Source organism: Staphylococcus sp. mip270_02 (assembly GCF_054031535.1).
This window is the reverse complement of the sequence record NZ_CM132934.1, coordinates 818,029-836,754: the sequence shown is the minus strand read 5'-3', so window position 1 is coordinate 836,754 and position 18,726 is coordinate 818,029. Positions and strand designations below refer to the sequence as shown.

Annotated in this window: 19 protein-coding genes; 4 read left to right on the top strand and 15 right to left on the bottom strand. The window is 32.1% G+C overall.

Annotation, left to right across the window (positions count from 1 at the left end; genetic code table 11):
• Nucleotides 1–61 precede the first annotated feature (61 nt).
• The 3 genes from tarL to ACW5YJ_RS03645 all read right to left on the bottom strand — a co-directional run bounded on the left by tarL (nucleotide 62) and on the right by ACW5YJ_RS03645 (nucleotide 3,562).
• Nucleotides 62–1,750: a teichoic acid ribitol-phosphate polymerase TarL gene (gene tarL / locus ACW5YJ_RS03655; protein ID WP_457338499.1), complete on the bottom strand. Its 1,689-nt coding sequence runs from the start codon at nucleotides 1,748–1,750 to the stop codon at nucleotides 62–64.
• A gap of 74 nt (nucleotides 1,751–1,824) precedes the next feature.
• Nucleotides 1,825–2,853, bottom strand: a complete 1,029-nt coding sequence (locus ACW5YJ_RS03650; protein ID WP_107551445.1) for an alcohol dehydrogenase catalytic domain-containing protein — start codon at nucleotides 2,851–2,853, stop codon at nucleotides 1,825–1,827.
• Nucleotides 2,846–3,562, bottom strand: a complete 717-nt coding sequence (locus ACW5YJ_RS03645; RefSeq protein WP_119603768.1) for a D-ribitol-5-phosphate cytidylyltransferase — start codon at nucleotides 3,560–3,562, stop codon at nucleotides 2,846–2,848. Before ACW5YJ_RS03645 ends, ACW5YJ_RS03650 begins: the two co-directional genes overlap by 8 nt.
• 517 nt (nucleotides 3,563–4,079) lie before the next feature.
• On the opposite strand from ACW5YJ_RS03645, the gene ACW5YJ_RS03640 reads away from it, so the two are divergent.
• Complete coding sequence (locus ACW5YJ_RS03640; protein ID WP_017723739.1) at nucleotides 4,080–5,417, top strand: aspartate aminotransferase family protein; 1,338 nt, start codon at nucleotides 4,080–4,082, stop codon at nucleotides 5,415–5,417.
• A gap of 112 nt (nucleotides 5,418–5,529) precedes the next feature.
• On the opposite strand, the gene ACW5YJ_RS03635 is transcribed toward ACW5YJ_RS03640, so the two are convergent.
• The 5 genes from ACW5YJ_RS03635 to pgsB are packed head-to-tail and all read right to left on the bottom strand — an operon-like array spanning nucleotide 5,530 to nucleotide 9,969.
• The gene (locus ACW5YJ_RS03635; RefSeq protein WP_017723740.1) at nucleotides 5,530–7,122 is read right to left on the bottom strand and encodes a gamma-glutamyltransferase; all 1,593 of its coding nucleotides are present in this window, start codon (nucleotides 7,120–7,122) and stop codon (nucleotides 5,530–5,532) included.
• A 2-nt stretch (nucleotides 7,123–7,124) separates the two neighbouring features.
• Nucleotides 7,125–7,283, bottom strand: coding sequence for a hypothetical protein (locus ACW5YJ_RS03630; RefSeq protein ID WP_167750726.1), 159 nt, complete (start codon nucleotides 7,281–7,283; stop codon nucleotides 7,125–7,127).
• Nucleotides 7,273–8,343 (bottom strand): CapA family protein, encoded by a 1,071-nt coding sequence (locus ACW5YJ_RS03625; protein ID WP_017723742.1) that lies wholly within the window; start codon nucleotides 8,341–8,343, stop codon nucleotides 7,273–7,275. The genes ACW5YJ_RS03630 and ACW5YJ_RS03625 overlap by 11 nt, the downstream gene beginning before the upstream one ends.
• Before the next feature lie 14 nt (nucleotides 8,344–8,357).
• Nucleotides 8,358–8,810, bottom strand: coding sequence for a poly-gamma-glutamate biosynthesis protein PgsC (pgsC, locus tag ACW5YJ_RS03620; RefSeq protein WP_017723743.1), 453 nt, complete (start codon nucleotides 8,808–8,810; stop codon nucleotides 8,358–8,360).
• A 1-nt stretch (nucleotide 8,811) separates the two neighbouring features.
• Entirely contained in the window at nucleotides 8,812–9,969 is a 1,158-nt protein-coding gene (pgsB, locus tag ACW5YJ_RS03615; RefSeq protein WP_457338498.1) for a poly-gamma-glutamate synthase PgsB, read from the bottom strand.
• A 416-nt stretch (nucleotides 9,970–10,385) separates the two neighbouring features.
• Here pgsB and ACW5YJ_RS03610 point away from each other — a divergent pair, with 416 nt between their 5' ends.
• Both ACW5YJ_RS03610 and ACW5YJ_RS03605 read left to right on the top strand, forming a co-directional pair.
• Nucleotides 10,386–10,700 carry a hypothetical protein gene (locus ACW5YJ_RS03610; protein ID WP_017723745.1) on the top strand — a complete coding sequence of 105 codons (315 nt, stop codon included), beginning with the start codon at nucleotides 10,386–10,388 and terminating at the stop codon, nucleotides 10,698–10,700.
• A gap of 184 nt (nucleotides 10,701–10,884) precedes the next feature.
• Nucleotides 10,885–12,042: an ArgE/DapE family deacylase gene (locus tag ACW5YJ_RS03605; protein WP_017723746.1), complete on the top strand. Its 1,158-nt coding sequence runs from the start codon at nucleotides 10,885–10,887 to the stop codon at nucleotides 12,040–12,042.
• 173 nt (nucleotides 12,043–12,215) lie between these two features.
• On the opposite strand, the gene ACW5YJ_RS03600 is transcribed toward ACW5YJ_RS03605, so the two are convergent.
• On the bottom strand, nucleotides 12,216–13,097 hold the full coding sequence (locus tag ACW5YJ_RS03600; protein WP_153672099.1) for an AraC family transcriptional regulator: 882 nt from the start codon (nucleotides 13,095–13,097) through the stop codon (nucleotides 12,216–12,218).
• Between the two features lie 103 nt (nucleotides 13,098–13,200).
• Here ACW5YJ_RS03600 and ACW5YJ_RS03595 point away from each other — a divergent pair, with 103 nt between their 5' ends.
• Nucleotides 13,201–14,109, top strand: a complete 909-nt coding sequence (locus ACW5YJ_RS03595; protein WP_107552136.1) for a DMT family transporter — start codon at nucleotides 13,201–13,203, stop codon at nucleotides 14,107–14,109.
• A 177-nt stretch (nucleotides 14,110–14,286) separates the two neighbouring features.
• Here the strand turns inward: ACW5YJ_RS03595 and ACW5YJ_RS03590 are convergent, their stop codons facing one another.
• The 6 genes from ACW5YJ_RS03590 to ACW5YJ_RS03565 all read right to left on the bottom strand — a co-directional run bounded on the left by ACW5YJ_RS03590 (nucleotide 14,287) and on the right by ACW5YJ_RS03565 (nucleotide 18,715).
• Nucleotides 14,287–15,261 (bottom strand): alpha/beta hydrolase fold domain-containing protein, encoded by a 975-nt coding sequence (locus ACW5YJ_RS03590; RefSeq protein WP_135091954.1) that lies wholly within the window; start codon nucleotides 15,259–15,261, stop codon nucleotides 14,287–14,289.
• Between the two features lie 128 nt (nucleotides 15,262–15,389).
• Nucleotides 15,390–15,908 carry a GNAT family N-acetyltransferase gene (locus tag ACW5YJ_RS03585; protein WP_107552461.1) on the bottom strand — a complete coding sequence of 173 codons (519 nt, stop codon included), beginning with the start codon at nucleotides 15,906–15,908 and terminating at the stop codon, nucleotides 15,390–15,392.
• 268 nt (nucleotides 15,909–16,176) lie between these two features.
• A complete protein-coding gene (locus ACW5YJ_RS03580; protein WP_017723751.1) occupies nucleotides 16,177–16,506 on the bottom strand; it encodes a thioredoxin family protein in 330 nt (109 codons plus the stop codon).
• Between the two features lie 134 nt (nucleotides 16,507–16,640).
• Nucleotides 16,641–17,039 (bottom strand): acyl-CoA thioesterase, encoded by a 399-nt coding sequence (locus ACW5YJ_RS03575; protein ID WP_457338497.1) that lies wholly within the window; start codon nucleotides 17,037–17,039, stop codon nucleotides 16,641–16,643.
• A 141-nt stretch (nucleotides 17,040–17,180) separates the two neighbouring features.
• Nucleotides 17,181–18,164 carry a D-cysteine desulfhydrase family protein gene (locus ACW5YJ_RS03570; RefSeq protein WP_107552457.1) on the bottom strand — a complete coding sequence of 328 codons (984 nt, stop codon included), beginning with the start codon at nucleotides 18,162–18,164 and terminating at the stop codon, nucleotides 17,181–17,183.
• A gap of 29 nt (nucleotides 18,165–18,193) precedes the next feature.
• Complete coding sequence (locus tag ACW5YJ_RS03565) at nucleotides 18,194–18,715, bottom strand: VOC family protein (protein WP_153672095.1); 522 nt, start codon at nucleotides 18,713–18,715, stop codon at nucleotides 18,194–18,196.
• Between the last annotated feature and the right edge of the window lie 11 nt (nucleotides 18,716–18,726).

The following is an 18,726-nucleotide window of genomic DNA, read 5'->3' as shown; positions in this document are numbered from 1 at the left end:
CTTACTTTTAGTTTATTAGTTATTGTTTCAGCTCATCATAATTTTTTATTTTCAGTTTTTCTTAGCTTCCAAATACGTTTCTTACTAAACGTTCGCTCGAACGACCATCTTGATATTTAAAATGCTTATCTAAGAATGGTTCTACTTTGTCTACTTCAAAGTCTTCATTATCTAGTGCTGTTATTAAATCACTAAATGACTCTACAATTTTCCCTGGCACAAACATTTCATATGGCTCATAAAAATCACGTGATGTAATATAATCCTCAAGGTCAAATGCATAAAAAATCATCGGTCGTTTAAATACCGCAAATTCATAAACCAGTGATGAATAATCACTAATTAAAATATCCGTAACAAATAAAATATCATTAACTTCTCTAAAATCAGAAACATCCACAAAGTATTGCTCGTATTCTCTAGGAATATTTAGTCTATTCTTCACAAATGGATGCATTTTAAATAAAACTACTGCATTATTTTCACGACAATACCTTGCAAATCTAGCAAAATCAATTTTAAAGAATGGATAATGCGCCGTATGATGTCCATTACCTCTAAATGTAGGCGCAAATAAAATCACTTTTTTATCTTTAATGATTGGCAGTGCCTCCTCCATTTCGGCTGTAACTTGTTGCTCATACGCCTCATCAAATAAGATATCTGTTCTAGGCACACCAGTCGGAATTATATTTTGTTCTTTAATACCAAAGGCTTCACCATAAAATGGTATATCTGTTTCTGATGAAACAAAGGCCTTAGTATAGTTTCTATGATTTACAGAATTAAAGAATGGACCACCTTTTTTTCCAGCTCGACTATAACCAACAGTTTTGAAAGCACCAACTGCATGCCATACTTGAATAATTTCCTGACTTTTTCTGAATTTTACTGTGTAGAGTAATGGGTGAAAATCATCCACAAATATATAATCTGCTTTACCTAATAAATACGGAAATTTAAATTTGTCGATAAAGTTACGACGTGCCGAAATATTAGATTTAAACAAGGAATGTATCTTATATTTGTCATCTAAATTTTGGCGTAACATCTCATTATAAACATATTCAAAGTTACCTGACATTTCAGCTCTTGAATCAGATGTGAATAGTACAGTATTTCCCTTTTTCAAATGGAAAAATTTTGTTGTATTAAATATCATTTGGAAGACAAAATTACGTACATTATATGAATAACGATTATACTTTAATTTCAAATCTGCAATCTTTTGTTTTAGAGGATTTAACTTAGGTATTGGAGCTTTAAACAAGATATCTAGTACAAACTCATTAACTTCACTGGATATCATCGGCCTCACAACATACTCTGTTTTATTAGAGTTGCCACCTTTTTTAAACGTGTACATAAAATGTTCTAATAGAAAATTATTCTTACCATTTTGAGTATCTATCTCATGATACTGTTCCAGCTCATCTTCCTCTAACGTATATTGACTAGGTTCTAACAATGATGAATTAATATTAGCTATATAATCAAAGTCACCTTTATATACAATTAAGTATTCACCTGAAGGTAGATAATTTCCGTCATCCAATATAGCCACATTAAAGCGTGCTACGAATTGATTTCCATTAATTTTCACATCGTTTGCTTTCAATTCTTTAGTCTCAGTTAAATTACGTAGAACAAAACGTTTCTTGTTCAATTCGATATCCTCAACATGACCAGAAATAAATAATTGAATACGTTCCCAATAAATATTATCAATTATTATTTTAGATTTACTCAATTTAAAAAACCTCTCTCTATCCTGTTCATAATATTATTCCAAAATATTATTACTAATTGCTTATTTTTAAAAGTTTACATCGTCCATTTAATGACAGTCTTGCCCCACGAAGTGGATAAATCTGTTTCAAATGCATTGACTGCATCATTAATGGTTTTAACATCAAATTCGTTACCTTTGAGTAGCGCTAATTTTTCCACAACATCTGGATGATCTTTATAGAATTTCGCAATATCCTTAAAGTCTTGCGCACCACTTCTACTGCTTCCAAACATTGTTAAACCTTTCTCTAACACTAATCTTGTGTTAACTTCAACAGGATATTCGCTTACACCTAACAAACTAACTGTGCCTTCAGGTGAAATCAAATCAATGATTTGGTTTACTGCAGACTGGCTACCTTTTCCGCCTACACACTCAAATGCATGATCAAAAGTAACCCCTTCAGGTACTTCATGTATATGGTATATTTCATCTGCGAAAGAAAAATGACTTAATTTATAATCTGTTTTTCCAAAGATATAAATTGCTGCATTGGGGTATAGTTTATTTAATAAAATTGCAGTAATATATCCTAAATTGCCATCGCCCCAAATACCAAAACTATTTTTATTTGCATTTGATTTACGCTCAAACCTTTGGATCGCATGCCAACTCACGCTTACTAATTCAGAGTATGCAATTGTACTTAAATCTTCGATACTATCGTCGATTTCTACGACACGGTCATGATCCATAAAAACATAATCTTGCATAAAACCATCATAACCACTAGATCTAAATTTACTACTAGGTAAATAGTTTTCTGCTATGACTTCATCTGTTTCTACGGGTGTATTCGGTACCATAATAACTCTTGTACCAGTCTTAAATATGCCTTTGTTATCATAAACAACTTCACCAACACCTTCATGAACTAGAGACATCGGTAATTTTTTCTTTAATACTTGTTCATTTCTGCTACCAGTATAATATCTTTGATCTGCCGCACAAATTGATAAGTATAATGGTCTTACAACAACTTTATCACTTTTAATATTTTCATTATTATATGTTACTTCGAATTGTCTTGGCGCAACCAATTGATAAACTTGATTAATCACTCAACATCCCACCTTTGATGATAGAGTTCGCTACTTTAAGATCATAAGGTGTGGTGATTTTAATATTATATAATTCTCCCATCACTAATTTCACTTTTTTATTAGCTACTACAAGAATTTTACAGGCATCTGTCATTATTTCTTTCTCTTCTACAGATAACGCATTATAGCTATTCCTCAATAAATTCACATTAAATGATTGTGGTGTTTGACCTTGATACATTTCACTTCTGACTGGGATAGACTGTATTTGTTCTCCATCGCTTGAAGTGATAATAGTGTCAGTTGCAGGTATTACAGTATCGACTGCACCATGTGCTAATACACTTTCAATATTTTCTTTGATGATTCGATGCGTTAAAAATGGTCTAACCGCATCATGTGTAACGATTACATCTTCATCAGTTATAGAATGTGCTTTTTCAGCTTCATTTATAATATTCATAATCGTTTCATTACGGTCTGAACCACCTTGTACCACTTCGATTCTATCGTCATTAATTTGATGCTTACGCAACGTATCCTTCGTATGCGAAATCCACTTTTGTGGTGTCGCAATAAATATTTTGTCAAATTCATTTGTGAGCAAGAACTTTTCAACCGTATGAACTAATATAGGTTTACCATCTAAATCTAAAAATTGTTTTGGCAGTGGCACGTTTCCCATTCTAGAACCGATACCTCCCGCTAATATACCAGCATATATCATATGTTTTTCCTCCTATTCACTTTCAAATCTTATAATTTATTTTTTTATTTTAACTTTAAATATTTTTGACTTTTTACCATTCGATAAATCTTTTAAAGATTTTACTTTTTATGTTATAGAGATAAACATTATTTCTTAAGCACAATATACCAATTTTTATCATTCATTTCTAGTTATAACTGTTTTTATGTTTTTAATAGCATCATATTACCTCGCTCAATATATATTATTATAAAATTCAACTTGCAAGTAATTAAAATTGAGCACTTCTATCTAATAAAATGGTTATTTTACACTAAAAAAGCGTTATTCAACTTTAATTTTTCAGAATATATTTACAATTCTAAATTTTCTTAGTATATTCGACTTATTAGCTATTTATTTACGTGACTTTTTACCATAAATATAGACACTACTTTTATAATTTTAAGCTGTGTATATGCTGACGAAACATAACTCACAATGACTTTATACATATCGACACACCCTACGTTAAATTATGGGAGGCGCATCAATTATGAACAAATCAGAACGACTTATCAATGAAGATAGTAAATACTTTGCTAAGCCAGGAAGAATTAAATATTATCCATTAGCTATCTCGCATGGCTATGGTGCAACACTCGTAGACGTTGAAGGAAAAACATATATTGACCTGCTATCTAGTGCAAGTTCTCAAAACGTTGGTCATGCACCTAAACAGGTTACTGATGCTATCAAAGCACAAGTTGATCAATTCATACATTATACTCCTGCGTACATGTATCATGAGCCTTTAGTCAAATTAGCTAAAAAAATATGTGAAATTGCACCAGGTGCCTATGAGAAACGTGCACTTTTCGGCCTTTCGGGATCAGATGCAAATGACGGCATCGTTAAATTAGCTCGCGCATATACAGGAAGACCTTATATTATTAGTTTTATCAATGCTTATCATGGTTCTACATATGGATCACTTTCTATGTCTGCAATCAGTTTAAATATGCGTAAACATTATGGTCCAATGCTACCAGGTTTCTATCACATTCCTTTTCCAGATAATTATCGCGGTATGTTTGAGCATCAAAATCCAAATACAGTAGAAGAATATCTTGCTCCACTTAAAGAAATGTTCGAAAAGTATGTACCAGCCGACGAAGTAGCTTGTATCATGATTGAAACTATCCAAGGCGATGGCGGTTTACTTGAACCCGTAGACGGTTACTTTGAAGCCTTACAAGAGTTATGCCAAACACACGGTATATTATTGGCTGTGGATGATATCCAACAAGGGTTAGGACGAACAGGTTGTTGGAGTTCCGTATCGCATTATAATATTGAACCTGATCTTATTACATTTGGTAAATCACTGGCAGGTGGTCTACCAATGTCCGCCATTGTTGGGCGTTCAGAAATCATGGACTATTTAGACGCCCCAGCTCATTTATTTACTACTGGTGCTAATCCGGTAAGTTGTGAAGCTGCGTTAGCTACAATTTCTATGATTGAAGATCAAGGACTATTGCAGGCTAGTACTGATAAAGGATATTACGTTCGTGAACGCCTGAATCAATGGCCTGAAAAATATAAATCTGTCGGAAATGTCAGAGGTAAAGGGCTCTCTATTGGTATCGATATTGTGTCAGATAAAATTAAAAAAGTGCGCAATCCTGAAGCAGCTTTAAAGATTTGTAATCGTTGTTTTGACAATGGTGTCGTCATCATTGCTGTTGCTGGAAATGTACTGCGTTTCCAACCACCATTAGTCATAACTTATGATCAGTTAGATACTGCTTTAAATGTGCTAGAAGCTGCAATTCAAGACTTGGAAAAAGGCCAATTAGCAAACTACGATATAGCAGGCCAAGGTTGGTAAAACAACTTACTTAATCATTTAGTAAAAAACGGGTAGATATCTCAAACTGATATCTATCCGTTTTCTTTTGTTGTTGATGTTATATAAAATTTCTATCTTACCCCTTTATTTACTATCTATTACCGACATCGTGTCCAATTTCAACAGTTTTATTATTCTTGTTGTATAGTGCGGCTTGGACACTGCCAAAGTTAGGATCATTACGTTTTTCTTCAATCTGAAAACCTAAACTTTTGAATATATCTATATCTTGTTTACTTGTAGCATTTTCATAAAAAATTTGTCCCCCATCATTATAAAAACGTGGCTTATCTATCGATTCTTGTAGGGTACCATCACCTCTTAAATAATCTACCAACACTTCATTCAATGTGGTTGGTATCTTGTTACCTCCTGGCGTTCCTATACCCATGTAATAATCAGGGCCTACTACAATACTTGGTGCTGTAAACGACCTTGGCTCTTTATGCTTCCCACCATAGTTCGGACTTGCCGGATTAGATGAAAAGTTGTTTAATGAGTTATTCATATAGAATCCCTCTTTCATAAATTTACCGGAACCAAAGAAACTTGCTAAAGTATTGGTAGTACTTGTTAACTTACCGTTTTTATCTATAACTACAAAATGTGTAGTACTTGTATTGTCCACATTATTTGTATTGAAATTACTATTAAAATTAACCTCGTTTAATTTTCCTAATATATAATCTTGAGATAAGTATTCATCGTAGTCTTCATCTTGACCATTAATAATATCTCTATTTCTATACATCAATGCTCTAGACTTTAACATACCTGTAATATAATCTAATCGGTTATCAGGGGTTGTATCATTACCTGTTGCTTCATCAATTTCTAAACCTTGTAGCATTAGCGTTCCACCTAACGGATTAGATGCAGAATATACTTTATTATTTAGGTAATCTGTACTTACCGGTTCCTTTTTCTCTGTTTTGTAACTTGTAAAATCTTTTTCATTAACTTCATCATCCACTTGCTTAGAAACACTTTTACCTACTTTCTCATAAAAGTATTCCGGTCCATGATCTCTAATGCCTTTAATCGTTTTAGCTAAAGCTGGTTGTTTTACAACGTCACCTTCTCTTTTCGTCTGGCCACTATCAAAAAATGGGGAGTTCCGATCAATATCTGAGCCATAAAGTTTTAAACTACGTTCCAGTTCTGAATCCACTTCAAAACCATCCTCAGCTAAAGGTATAACATAGTCTAATATTTTCTGTTCCTCCATCTTGCCTCCTTCGTTATGTGCATCGTGTAAACCACGAACAAATCCAGGTGTACCTATCTCGTCTTTTTGTTTAAAGTCAAAAGATGATATGTCTTTGTATTGCCATTGCTTTGGTGCAACGTTTTCTTGGCCATCATAAGCTAACATTGCGCCACCACCACCTAAACCGGATGAATGAGGCTCTGTTATTGCAAGTGCATAAGAAACACCTACAGATGCATCTATCGCATTACCGCCGTCTTGCAATATTTTTTCCCCAACCCGCGTTGCGATTGGATTGTTTGAAGCAACACCGTAATTTTTGTCGGAAAGATCCTGGGCATGATCTGCTATTTTATTCTCATATAATTCATCTTTATTATAATTATCTTTTTTAGTTATCATAAAAAAGCCAAAAGATATGATAATTGTAAGGAGTAATATTACGATGAGCGTTTTTTTATTATAAATACTCATACTTAAGCTCCTTTAGAAAGATATTGATGATGAGAAGTTTTCAATTCATTTAGTTCATATTGATCTAATCCTTCGTTCGCTCTCGCGAAAACAATTAATAGTAAAACAACCAATACAACTGAAACAACTGTTATACTTACCCAATGTTTTTTAATGTTCATAAACGTAACCTCCATTCTCTTTTTTAAAATTTATGTTTTTACCTTCAATATTATTAAGTAACTTGATTTCTTCTACTTTACTTGGGTTAGATTTAGTGATTTGCCCACCTTGTGACTTAATTGGCGTCACCGTAAATTGAGACTGGTCACCGTTCCAATTTTGTTGCACTGCTAAACCTTGTTTGTTTTTAGATAAAAAATCTTCTGATGTTACATTGCCTAAACTGTAAAAGATACTGGTGTCTTTGTATTTTTCTATTTCTTGTACTACCGAGTTATGACCAATTATCACATCAGCACCCGCATCAGCTAACGAATGCGCGTATTCTCTTTGCCTAGTAGTAACTGATCGTTCATCTGTGATACCCCAATCAACGTTAACAACTACATAATCATTGTTTTCTTTAAGTTTTTTAATTAATGGGATATAAATGTTTGGCTCCAAACTAACTGATGTCGTATTTTTTAATGTATCTGTATAGTCTGATTCAACATCAGTAAAAGATACATTAGCTATTTTTTTATTTTTAACCGTTTGTTGTACTGTTTTACTATTGATAGCATTGGAGCCATTTCCAGTTAAATAATTATAGCCTGACTGAGCTTCTACTGATTTCATTAAGTCTCTCGCAGTTACATTGTCTGTAACTTGGTTGATAAGATTTAAGCTTTTAATATTCAAATCTCTTAAAAACATTACATTTTCTAAGTTTTTATTGATATTTTTTTTTCTATCATCTGAGAATTTCGATACCTTTAAACTTGCTGTAGAATAATCACTCCCTTTTAAAATTGGCTTAATAGCACTAAAAGCTTCGCTAATATTATTCTTCCTGATGTGGTTATTTAATTCGACATTTCCTAAATATGTCATTCTTATATCACCTTGACCTTTATTCATAGCTTTAACGGGTTCAATTTTTTGTGATGTCATGACAAATACTAAAAGTACAATAGCGATAATTAAAATAATGCTAGTGTAAATTGTATTTCTTTTCTTATGTCGTTTAGTCCACTTGAGTATGCGTTCTTCTATTGAAAATCTTTTAGAATTCTTCATATATATGCTCCTTACTAGTTGATAAAGCTATAAAAGAATAAAATGACATAAGTGATACATGTTAAAAGCATACAAGTTGATAAAGTAATAATGACACCTTGCTTTTGAATCGTGTTTGCTATAATGCCTGGTATAACGACACCTATGCCCGACATTTCGACCATCTCGAATGGTGTCACTGGATATATTAAGTCAAAAACAAATTTCAAAACCATTCCAGTCAAGATCATGGCTGCAAATTTCCTTCGGCCATATAATATAACAATCCGACTTATACCATGATTTACGATAAAGTATGTAATACAACTAATGATGAGTACAGATAATAGCATAATTGGTTGATCAAAAATTAAAGCTAAATATCCAGGTACTACTAATCCAGCTGGACTAATACCAAATTTTTCAGCGAAGATTAAACTTAATACAATGCCCACAAATAATGAAAAATATAATTCTGAACCTATCATATTATTTGATCCCTTCTATATACTGCGCTATTTGTTTACCTGGTCCATGGATATTACCCACGCAAAATATCAATGAGTTTTGAGACTCTTGGTATAACGCTTGCTCTATTTCTTTTATATCTCTACCTTCAAAATTCAAATACTTTTTATCCGGTTGTCCTTTCATTACTTCAGTAACCATTTGCGTACTCTTACCAGTACAAATCAATGTGTCAAAATCAACTTCAGTAATAAAGTCCTCAGCAAACTGCCGTGTTCTATCGACCCTATCAGAACGACAATTCAAGATAATAACTATTTTCTTATATGGATAGTTATAACTTTCTACCTTATTTAATATTGCCTTAGTCGATTTCGGTTCATTAGCAGCGAACGCATTGACATAAACATTAGTTGACTGATTAGCATCAAAGTATTTAACCTCAACGGCTCCAACATCTGGTGGCGCATTCAGCATACCTTTTAATGCGATTTCTCTATCAATACCAAGTGCTTCTGCAACACCCATTGCAATAGCTACATTGTCAGGGAACACAATGTAACCAAATTTCCTTAAATACGATTCTGGCACTTCTTCCTTATCTACAACGATAAGCTTCGTCTTACGCCTTTTTGCTACTTTAGCAAAAAAGTCTGTATAATCATCTTTCATAACAACAAGATGTCCTCTATAAGGAATAGTTGCTGTAAAAGCCTCCGCCACTTCATTTAACGTTGGTCCAAGAACATCCATATGATCTTCCATTACGTTGACGATAACTCCTATATTAGCTTTTACAAGATCTTTCTGGAACGTAATTTGATAATCGGGATTCACAGCCATACATTCATTAACTAAAGCGTTGGCTTTTTGTTTAACAACTTTCCTGATAATATCACGTTGTTCTCCAATATTAGCTCCTTGTGGTTTTCTATAAACTGGATATTCCCTACGTGTAAACCAATACATCATACGCGCATCTGTACCTGTTGTTTTGCCAATAACGCGATAGTTATCCTCACGTAAAGTACTGTAAATCAATCTAGTTATAGTAGATTTACCTCTAATACCATTTATATTGATACGTATAGGAATCTTTTCTAATCTGTTAGAATGCCTTTTCTTTTCAACAATACCTAACCAAAGAATAACCCCGATACAAATTATGATTAGTAGCAAATTTTATCCCTCTTTTCAACAACCTATTTAATTTTATGTATTCAAAATAGCTAGAATTTCAATATTATTAAATGATATGTCTAATCTACTGCTATCTTTTGATAATGACATGCTATCATGCAGTTATTGATTTAGTTTAAATAGTTTGAATTATCTATTAATAATTTGTAAATCTGAGTTTACAATTCATCTGTAAAAAAAATAAATACACTTATGAATCCTTACGCAAAAGCTTTTTGTTGATTCTTACATATGTTTTATTTTTATATGAATAATTTTAATGTTTTTTATTCATCTAAGAATTTATAACGAAAATAAATAAATATATTATTTACCTCAATTTTACATAGCATTAAAATTTACATGTTATCTTATATGTGTAAGGGACAACTGATACAAATTTTAGGAGGTAGTTTATGAGTAAATCAGTCAAATTGGTGGTTTCAATATATCTTGCTATTGTAGCGATTATTTGTTGCGCTTATCTGGTTATGCTTTTAGTAGGAAGTTTTCAAGGTAATGATATGAGAGGCGCTGTGTTAGATTCTGATAACACTAAAAATATTGAAAACGTAGACTATATCAACAACAGTTCCCAATCTTCTGAGTTAAAAACTACTGAATCTAGTGATATACCTCAAGGTTCACAATCTAGTAACGATTACAAATTAAATAATGTATCTTCATTGAAAGATGATAAGCATCATACATGGACTTTAGAACAAAGTTGATAAAAAATCATGTATGATTTTTTATATTTAATAAGTTCTATCATTTTATTAATATATATTACAAAGCATTGTCCTCCAAATTTTCTTTACGTTAAATTCAACCCTTTTAGTTACAATTCTTCAATTTTATTAGCTATACTTAAATTGTCTGAATTTTATATTTATTGAAAAGGGGTTTTTAATTATGAGTAAATTTACAGATAGTGAAAAGGTTCAAATTTTGGAGGATTTAGTGACAATCAAATCCGTAAATGACCATGAAATGCAAGTTTGTGAATACTTAAAAGACTTATTATCCCAACACGGTATCGAATCAAAAATAATTAAAATCAATGATACGAGAGCCAACTTAGTTGCAGAGATTGGGACCGAAGGGCCTGTTTTAGGTATTTCTGGTCATATGGATGTCGTATCTGAAGGCGATATTAATAAATGGACATTTGATCCATTTAAATTGACTGAAGTAGATGGCAAACTATATGGTCGTGGAGCAGCCGATATGAAATCTGGATTAGCTGCTTTAGTATTAAGCATGATTGATATCCATGATAAAAACTTATTAGAATACGGGCGGATCAGACTATTAGCCACTGCAGGAGAAGAAATTGTTGGTGAAGGTGCTAAAACTTTCCAACAAGAAGGTTACATGAAAGATGTAGAAGCACTAGTTATTGCAGAACCTTCACAAGATAGAATCATCTATGCACATAAGGGTTCTATGGACATTCGCGTTATTTCAAGAGGAAAGGCTGCCCACAGCTCTATGCCACAATTAGGGTTTAATGCGATATCACCTTTAGTGAAATTTGTATATAAAGCGGATGAAGGGTTCACGAAATTTGATAAAAATAATGATTTATTAGGTAACCCAATCATGAACGCTACAATTTTCAATGGTGGCAATCAAGTAAACTCTATACCAGAACATGCTGAATCTGAGTTTAACATTCGCACTATTCCAGAACATGACAATGACCAATTCATAACTTATTTCGACGAAATTTTAAAACAAGTTGAAACCGATAATACAGACATAGAAATTGATACGTATATGTCTAGACCTCCTGTTTATACTACCGGTAAAAATAGACTAGCGACACTAGCCCATGATTTAGGATTAAAATATTTAAATACAGATTTACCTTACGAAGCATCGCCAGGAGTTACAGATGCTTCTGACTTATTAGTTGATAAAGATGAAGATTTTTCATTTATCATGTACGGCCCTGGCCTAGTAAGTCAGGCACATCAAGTAGACGAATATGTTGAAAAAGATAGCTACTTCAAATTCATTGATTTATACACAGAATTTTTCCCTACTTACTTAAAAAATCTAAAATAAAAATTATTTGTGATAATGGTCATGATAGAACGTTTTAAGATAAAGGTAATTACTCTAATTGTTAGCTGAAATAACTATTTATATAGTAGTAAATTAATCTTAATAAAGATAACAAGGGTGAGATAGCATTCAACTATTGTTTTCTATCTCACCCTTATTTACGTTGCTTTATCTTATGACTGCAATTGGAACTTTTGATATTGTTTTGGAGTCATGCCATATGTGTCCTTAAATAATTTTATAAAATAACTCGTGGTAGAGAATCCACATTGCATGGCAATATCTGTAATTGTATATTTTGCTTTATGATTTAACTGATAGATGCTAGCCTCTAGCCTTGTTTTTTGCAAATATTCAAATGGCGTTTGTTTAGTTGCCCTCTTAAATAACTTTATCGTTTCCGCTTCACTCATATGAATAACTCCACTTAGTTGTTGTAACGTTATTTTGTTTGAGTAATACTCGTGTATATATTCAATTATTTGTTTAACGCGACTATCAAAATTGTAAGTTAAATCATCTATATAGCCTGGCACGTGATGTAACAACCATTTAATAGCGCTATAAAATTGTATTGTGATTTCAAGCTGATACAAGTCTTCTTGCTTTTCATAAATCATACCTGTATATTCAATTATTTCTAAAAGTACTCGTTGCTGCTTATGATCAAATGATAAATATATATATGGAACTTGGTTTGTTAACTCAATAATATAATTTACATATTTATACTCAATAAAGTTTGTAATGCTAGGTTGCTCAATATTCCAGCAATAAAACGTACTGCCTTCAACGATATCGTGAACCTCATGCACAATATTGGCATTTATAAATATACCGTCTCTTTCCTTTAATATTATAGTATTCTCAGCAATATTTATTTTTACTGTGCCGTTAATTACATAGACGAATTGTAAAGCATGATGCCAATGTAAAGGTATATGACCTAATAGTGTTTGGTTTAAAGTAGTACGTAGAATAACATGCTTCCATTGATAGTCTGGATATCTTATATATTCTTCTCTATTATTTCCTATGACCATTTCGTTATCCATGCAACGTCACCTCAATATATTGATATTTTTAATACATTTTAATGTATTATATCAAACTATTTTCATTTATAGTTTAATATATTAATAATTATTAGGTGATATAATGAAAACAAAAAAACGTATGTTAGGTATTATTTTAGCGATTGTAGGTGCATCCTTTTGGGGGCTTGGCGGAACAGTATCAGATTATCTATTTAGGTATAGGCATATCGATGTTAACTGGTATGTTACCACTAGACTACTACTTAGTGGCGTAATACTTATGATTATTTTCAAAATATTAAATCCCAAACATTCCATATTTACTATCTTCTCAAACTTTACAAGTACGATACAGATGTTGATATTCTCTATTTTTGGTATGTTACTCGTACAATACTCATATATGGCTTCTATCGATGAAGGTAATGCAGCAATAGCTACGTTACTGCAATATATTGCTCCTGTTTATATTATTTTCTGGTTTATTATACGTGGCAAAGCAACTTTTAAGATTTTCGATTTAGTAACTATTACGCTGACACTTACTGGTACATTTCTACTCTTAACAAATGGTTCTCTAAGTCGTCTCGTAGTACCAACTTCAAGCATCACTTGGGGAGTGGTTTCTGGTATCGCCCTTGCCTTTTACACTATATATGCAACGAAATTATTAGTTAATTTTTCTTCAATCTTAGTGGTAGGATGGGCGATGTTAATTTCAGGAATATTGATGAATTTCAAAGCACCATTGTGGCAATTTGATATTTCACAAATAACGTTCAGTACACTAAGTTATTTAGGTTTCGGTATTATAGGAGGAACTGCAATTGCTTTCTTTTTCTTTATAAAAAGTTTGCAGTATTTATCAGCAAAGGAAACCACTTTATTTGGCACAATAGAACCTGTAATGGCTATTGTGTCTAGCGCTATTTGGTTAAAAGTAACATTTCTACCATTCCAATTATTAGGTATAGTATTAATTATGTTATTAATCTTAATGATTTCTTTAAAAAAGAATCATACAAATTAAAATTAATACATTATTAAATTGATGTTAGCATCTATATGATTTATTCTAATGAATAATTAAAAAGAAGTGAGGTGGCAGTCTAAATTAAATATTAGACTGCCACCTCACTTCTTTATTGTATTTTAGAAATTTAAGTTTTATCATTTCGTTATTAAACTACCTTGATTCAAACTAAGGCTAATATTTTTTAATAATCTGCTTTAGTTTTGTTATTACTTGTGCTCTTTCAGGAATTGGAAATACGGGATAAATATGAAACAAGTTATACCCTGGTAAAAAATCATGACTTATATTCTTTTTATTCAACATATTCGAAAGTTTAAGTACATCTGGATATAATGTTTCCTTTGTACCAATGATTAACGTAATATGCCCCAGCCCTTCTAAATCTCCAAACATCGGGGAAACACGCCAATCTGTTAAAGATAAATCTCCAGACCATAGTTCTAAGAAAAACTTACTTCCTTCTCTAGCTAACATCGGATCAATTTCTTCATAAACTGCTGACTCTGGATTAGATAATGTTGCATCTAGTACAGGAGAAATCAAAATAATATTACTTGGCTGAGGTAATGATTGCATTTTAATATACTGAGCAAATGATAACGCGATTTGCCCACCAGCTGAATCTCCCATCACTATAATTTGATGTGGATCTTCTACCTCCCTTACAATACTTTCATATATTTCTTTTAATAATGTAAATGTCTCTTTATAAGTCGCATGTGGCACTTTTGGATAAATAGGTAAAACGATTTTCGCATTCAATTCACTTGCAAGTGTATCGATATAATCAAAGTGATTTTTCATTGGATTTTGGAACCAAGCACCACCGTGTATATATAATACGACTTGTTGTTGTCTATCAGATTGATTATTGATTGTATAAACCGTAGACTGTTGTACTGTTGTCGCTTGCACCCTATGTTTAAAACGATATTCTGTACCATTGTATAGACCCTTTGTTTCTTCTTTCACAGCATCTAAACTTTTTTGCGCATTTTCAACATTTTCAAATGAACTTTTCGTATTAGTGATTTTTAACATTAATTCATATAAAAAGCTTTTATAACTTCGTTTTTCTCTTACTTTTACGTATAGATATGAAGCGGCAATTGTCACACTTGATAATGTAGCTATTTTTTTTATCATAATTTTTCCTCCTTGCCTATTACATTAATATTGCTATTACATATAGTTTATAACACACTCAACAATAATTTTAACAAAAGGAACTATCTCATTAACTAACTGTGACATTTTTGAAATTCATGAAGCCCCTACCATATATTTTCAGACTCAGTATTATAGAATTCATTCAACATCATAGACATATAAAATTCATCAAAAAAATGACCATCCATATAAACAGACTTATGTTTAATCCCTTCAATCTTAAAGCCTACCTTTTCATAAAAATTTACAGCGGGTTTATTAGTAGTAATCACTGTTAATTCCAACCTTCTGATGCCTTTGCGTTCAGCCCATTTAAAAGTTTCATCAAACATTTGCGTCGCTAAACCTTGTTGTTTCAAATCATTGATTAATCCACTAACAATGTAACCAATATGCCTCACCTTTGCTAATGTACTAATATGTACTGATAAATAACCTAAGATTTGGTTATTTTCCGACTTGACACCAATATAAAAATTGCGCTTTATGTCATCTATAAAACGTTCTTTATCGAAATTTCTTTCATCTGGTAAATAGAGCATATATTGGGACTCTTCATCAATTTTTCTCATACAATCATAAAGCGCTTCCGCTTCATTTGGACAAATTCTTTCAATTCGCATAAAAATCCCCCTTAGCACTATGAATTTTACTTGTCATACATTATTTAACATAATTATGACAGTTTTTATCAAATTTTCCACTTTTTTATGACGAGCAATTTAATTTCTGAAAAAGCATAAAAAAACTGAGACATAATTAATGTCCCAGCTTTTTCATAATCTTTGCTTAATAGATTTCAAAAATATAATAAACCCTGTAGAAACTTATATTACAAGAATTTCATTATTTTATTAATATGAGTGACTATGGAAAAGTGCTTATCAAATTTTAGTTATCTAAACTTTGATACATTAAGTTCAATTGATGTTCAAATTGTTGCATATCAATGAAACGACCCTGGCGATGCATTTCTTTTCCTTCTAGATATATCAAATCTACTGGTACAGTAAAGATAGATAATTCCCCTGCTATCTCTTCTAACTCGCTTTGATTAACAATACCCAAAGGTACGTTAGGAAAGTCTTTTACTATATCAGCTATCTGTGGCAATACTGCATGACACACACTACAATTGTCCCTCATAATGTGTATTACAGCCAATGGATGTCGAGCTATAAAGTCATGAAATGAATCTATCGTTGGCAATGTCTGTTGCACGATTGAACACCACCTTTATTTTAATAAATTGAATATCATTATGCCTTGTTTATCTATAATGTAGCAAACTTTTTGCTTACTTATAATACCATACATGAACACATTCAAATTCCTAACTAAACTAACTATTATTCTCACAGTATATTTTGAAAAACTTCTGGTAATTTTGTCACCTTTTGATTTTGTAGGTCAAAAAACGTACCATTTTGATGGCCTAAACAATGTACTTTGTCCTCAGACACAATCTCAAACTCAAATTCCCACCGCAATTTGCTCGCTTTTACAATGTAGCAACGGCCTATAGGTTTATCATGTATAGTTATAGGAGTTTTATATTCTGCCTCTGTTTTCATTAATATTGGTGAAATATGTTGATTCATCATATCAGAGTAAGGCATATATTGATTTATAAAATCCGTACGTAAATCTTCAAACCACCTGATATATACTATGTTACTTACGATACCCATCGCATCTATATCGTAACCATTCACTTCTATCGCTTTTTCTGACACTAATTTTCTAATGGTCATGACTCATTACGCTCCTTATATAATTACGTAGAATGCTACAACTCAATGTTATAAATATAGTAATACGCAAATTCACCAATATAAACTTCATCTATAATACATTACTTTAATGCAAACATAATAATAGTTTTTAGTTTATTGCTATTTATCCTGTATAATTTCAGGAAGCAATTGTTGAATACGTGTTCTTGTTGCCTGTGTGTAACCTTGTAATCCACCTGTATGAATAAATAAAATATTATTTTGATTGTCGTAGCTACCAGCTTTAATTTCTTCAACTAAACCTCTAAAGGCTTTTCCTGTGTAAGTTGGGTCTAAAATAATCCCTTCTTGTTGGGCAATATCTATATAAAATTGCAATTCTTCATCTGTTGCTTGTCCATAACCAAGACCAATATAATCATCATTGATAGATATCATGTCAAATGATGATATACTATCATCTAAATGAGTTAATATTTCGATTATTTTTGTTTTAAATTCATGCGCACTTTGAGTGACTGCGAACCCCATGATATTTTTATTTAAACCGTCTTTTATATTACCGTACCAAAGACCAGCATAAGTTCCTCCAGAACCGACGGCTAAATTAATTGAATCGAATTGGACGTCCATCTCTTTTTCTTGTTCAACAATTTCATTAAAAGCATTGATATAACCGTGTGATCCTATCCAATCAGAAGCGCCTGCTGGTATCGCAAATGTCCGTTCTCCTTGTTTTTCTAATTCATTTTGTAATGCTTCCATTGCTTCTTCTCTTGAAGCTGATGGCTCAATGATATGAATATGCGCCCCCAACATCGCATCTAAAAATAGATTTCCTTCAAACTCTGCCAAGTTACCTCGAAGTACTAAATGACATGTTATGTTGAATTGTGCACATAATGCAGCGGTCGCTCTTGCGTGATTTGATGTTATTGCCCCTGTTGTGATTACTGTATCATAGCCATTATCCAAGACATATTGCAAGGTATATTCTAATTTACGCACCTTGTTACCAGAAATTTCAGTTCCAGTATAGTCATCTCTTTTAATATAAATATTTTTACCTAAAGTCTCACTTAACTGTTCTAATTTATGAATAGGTGTTTTCAAATTAGCTACATTTAATTTGTTTTGTAACATTTTTCTTTCCTCCATTTAGTTATATTTAGTTATGGTTCTGGTATAAAGACAGTTGCTTCACTATTGTCCGGGTAATAAAAACCATTCGGTACAGTTTGTAACTCAATTAAACTCCCCCATGGTGTTTTAACATATACTGTTTGATTACCGGCCGTATCTTCATATCTTGTATTAGCATGTGGCTCAGATACTGGTATACCTCCAGCTTGTTTAACTTGAGCTAGTGTGTTATCAAAGTCATCCACATAAAATGAAATATGTGTAAATCCTATATCCTGTAAAGATATCGGATTATTTTGTGTAGCATGCTTAAATTCAAACATCTCTATGTTAGGGCCATTATTAAATACCATCATTCTTTTTTTTATAATTACTGCCCCTTCTTCAATATTTAAAACATGTTCAATATGTGGCCCTCCTCGCGGCTCGTCTGCTTTAGTCTGGCTATCATACGCAATTTTACCGTTTAAAGCTTCTTTAAAAAACTGAGTAGCACTTTCAATGTCAGGAACTGTTAATCCTATATGGTTTATGCCTCTAGTAAGTTCCATATACTCCCTCC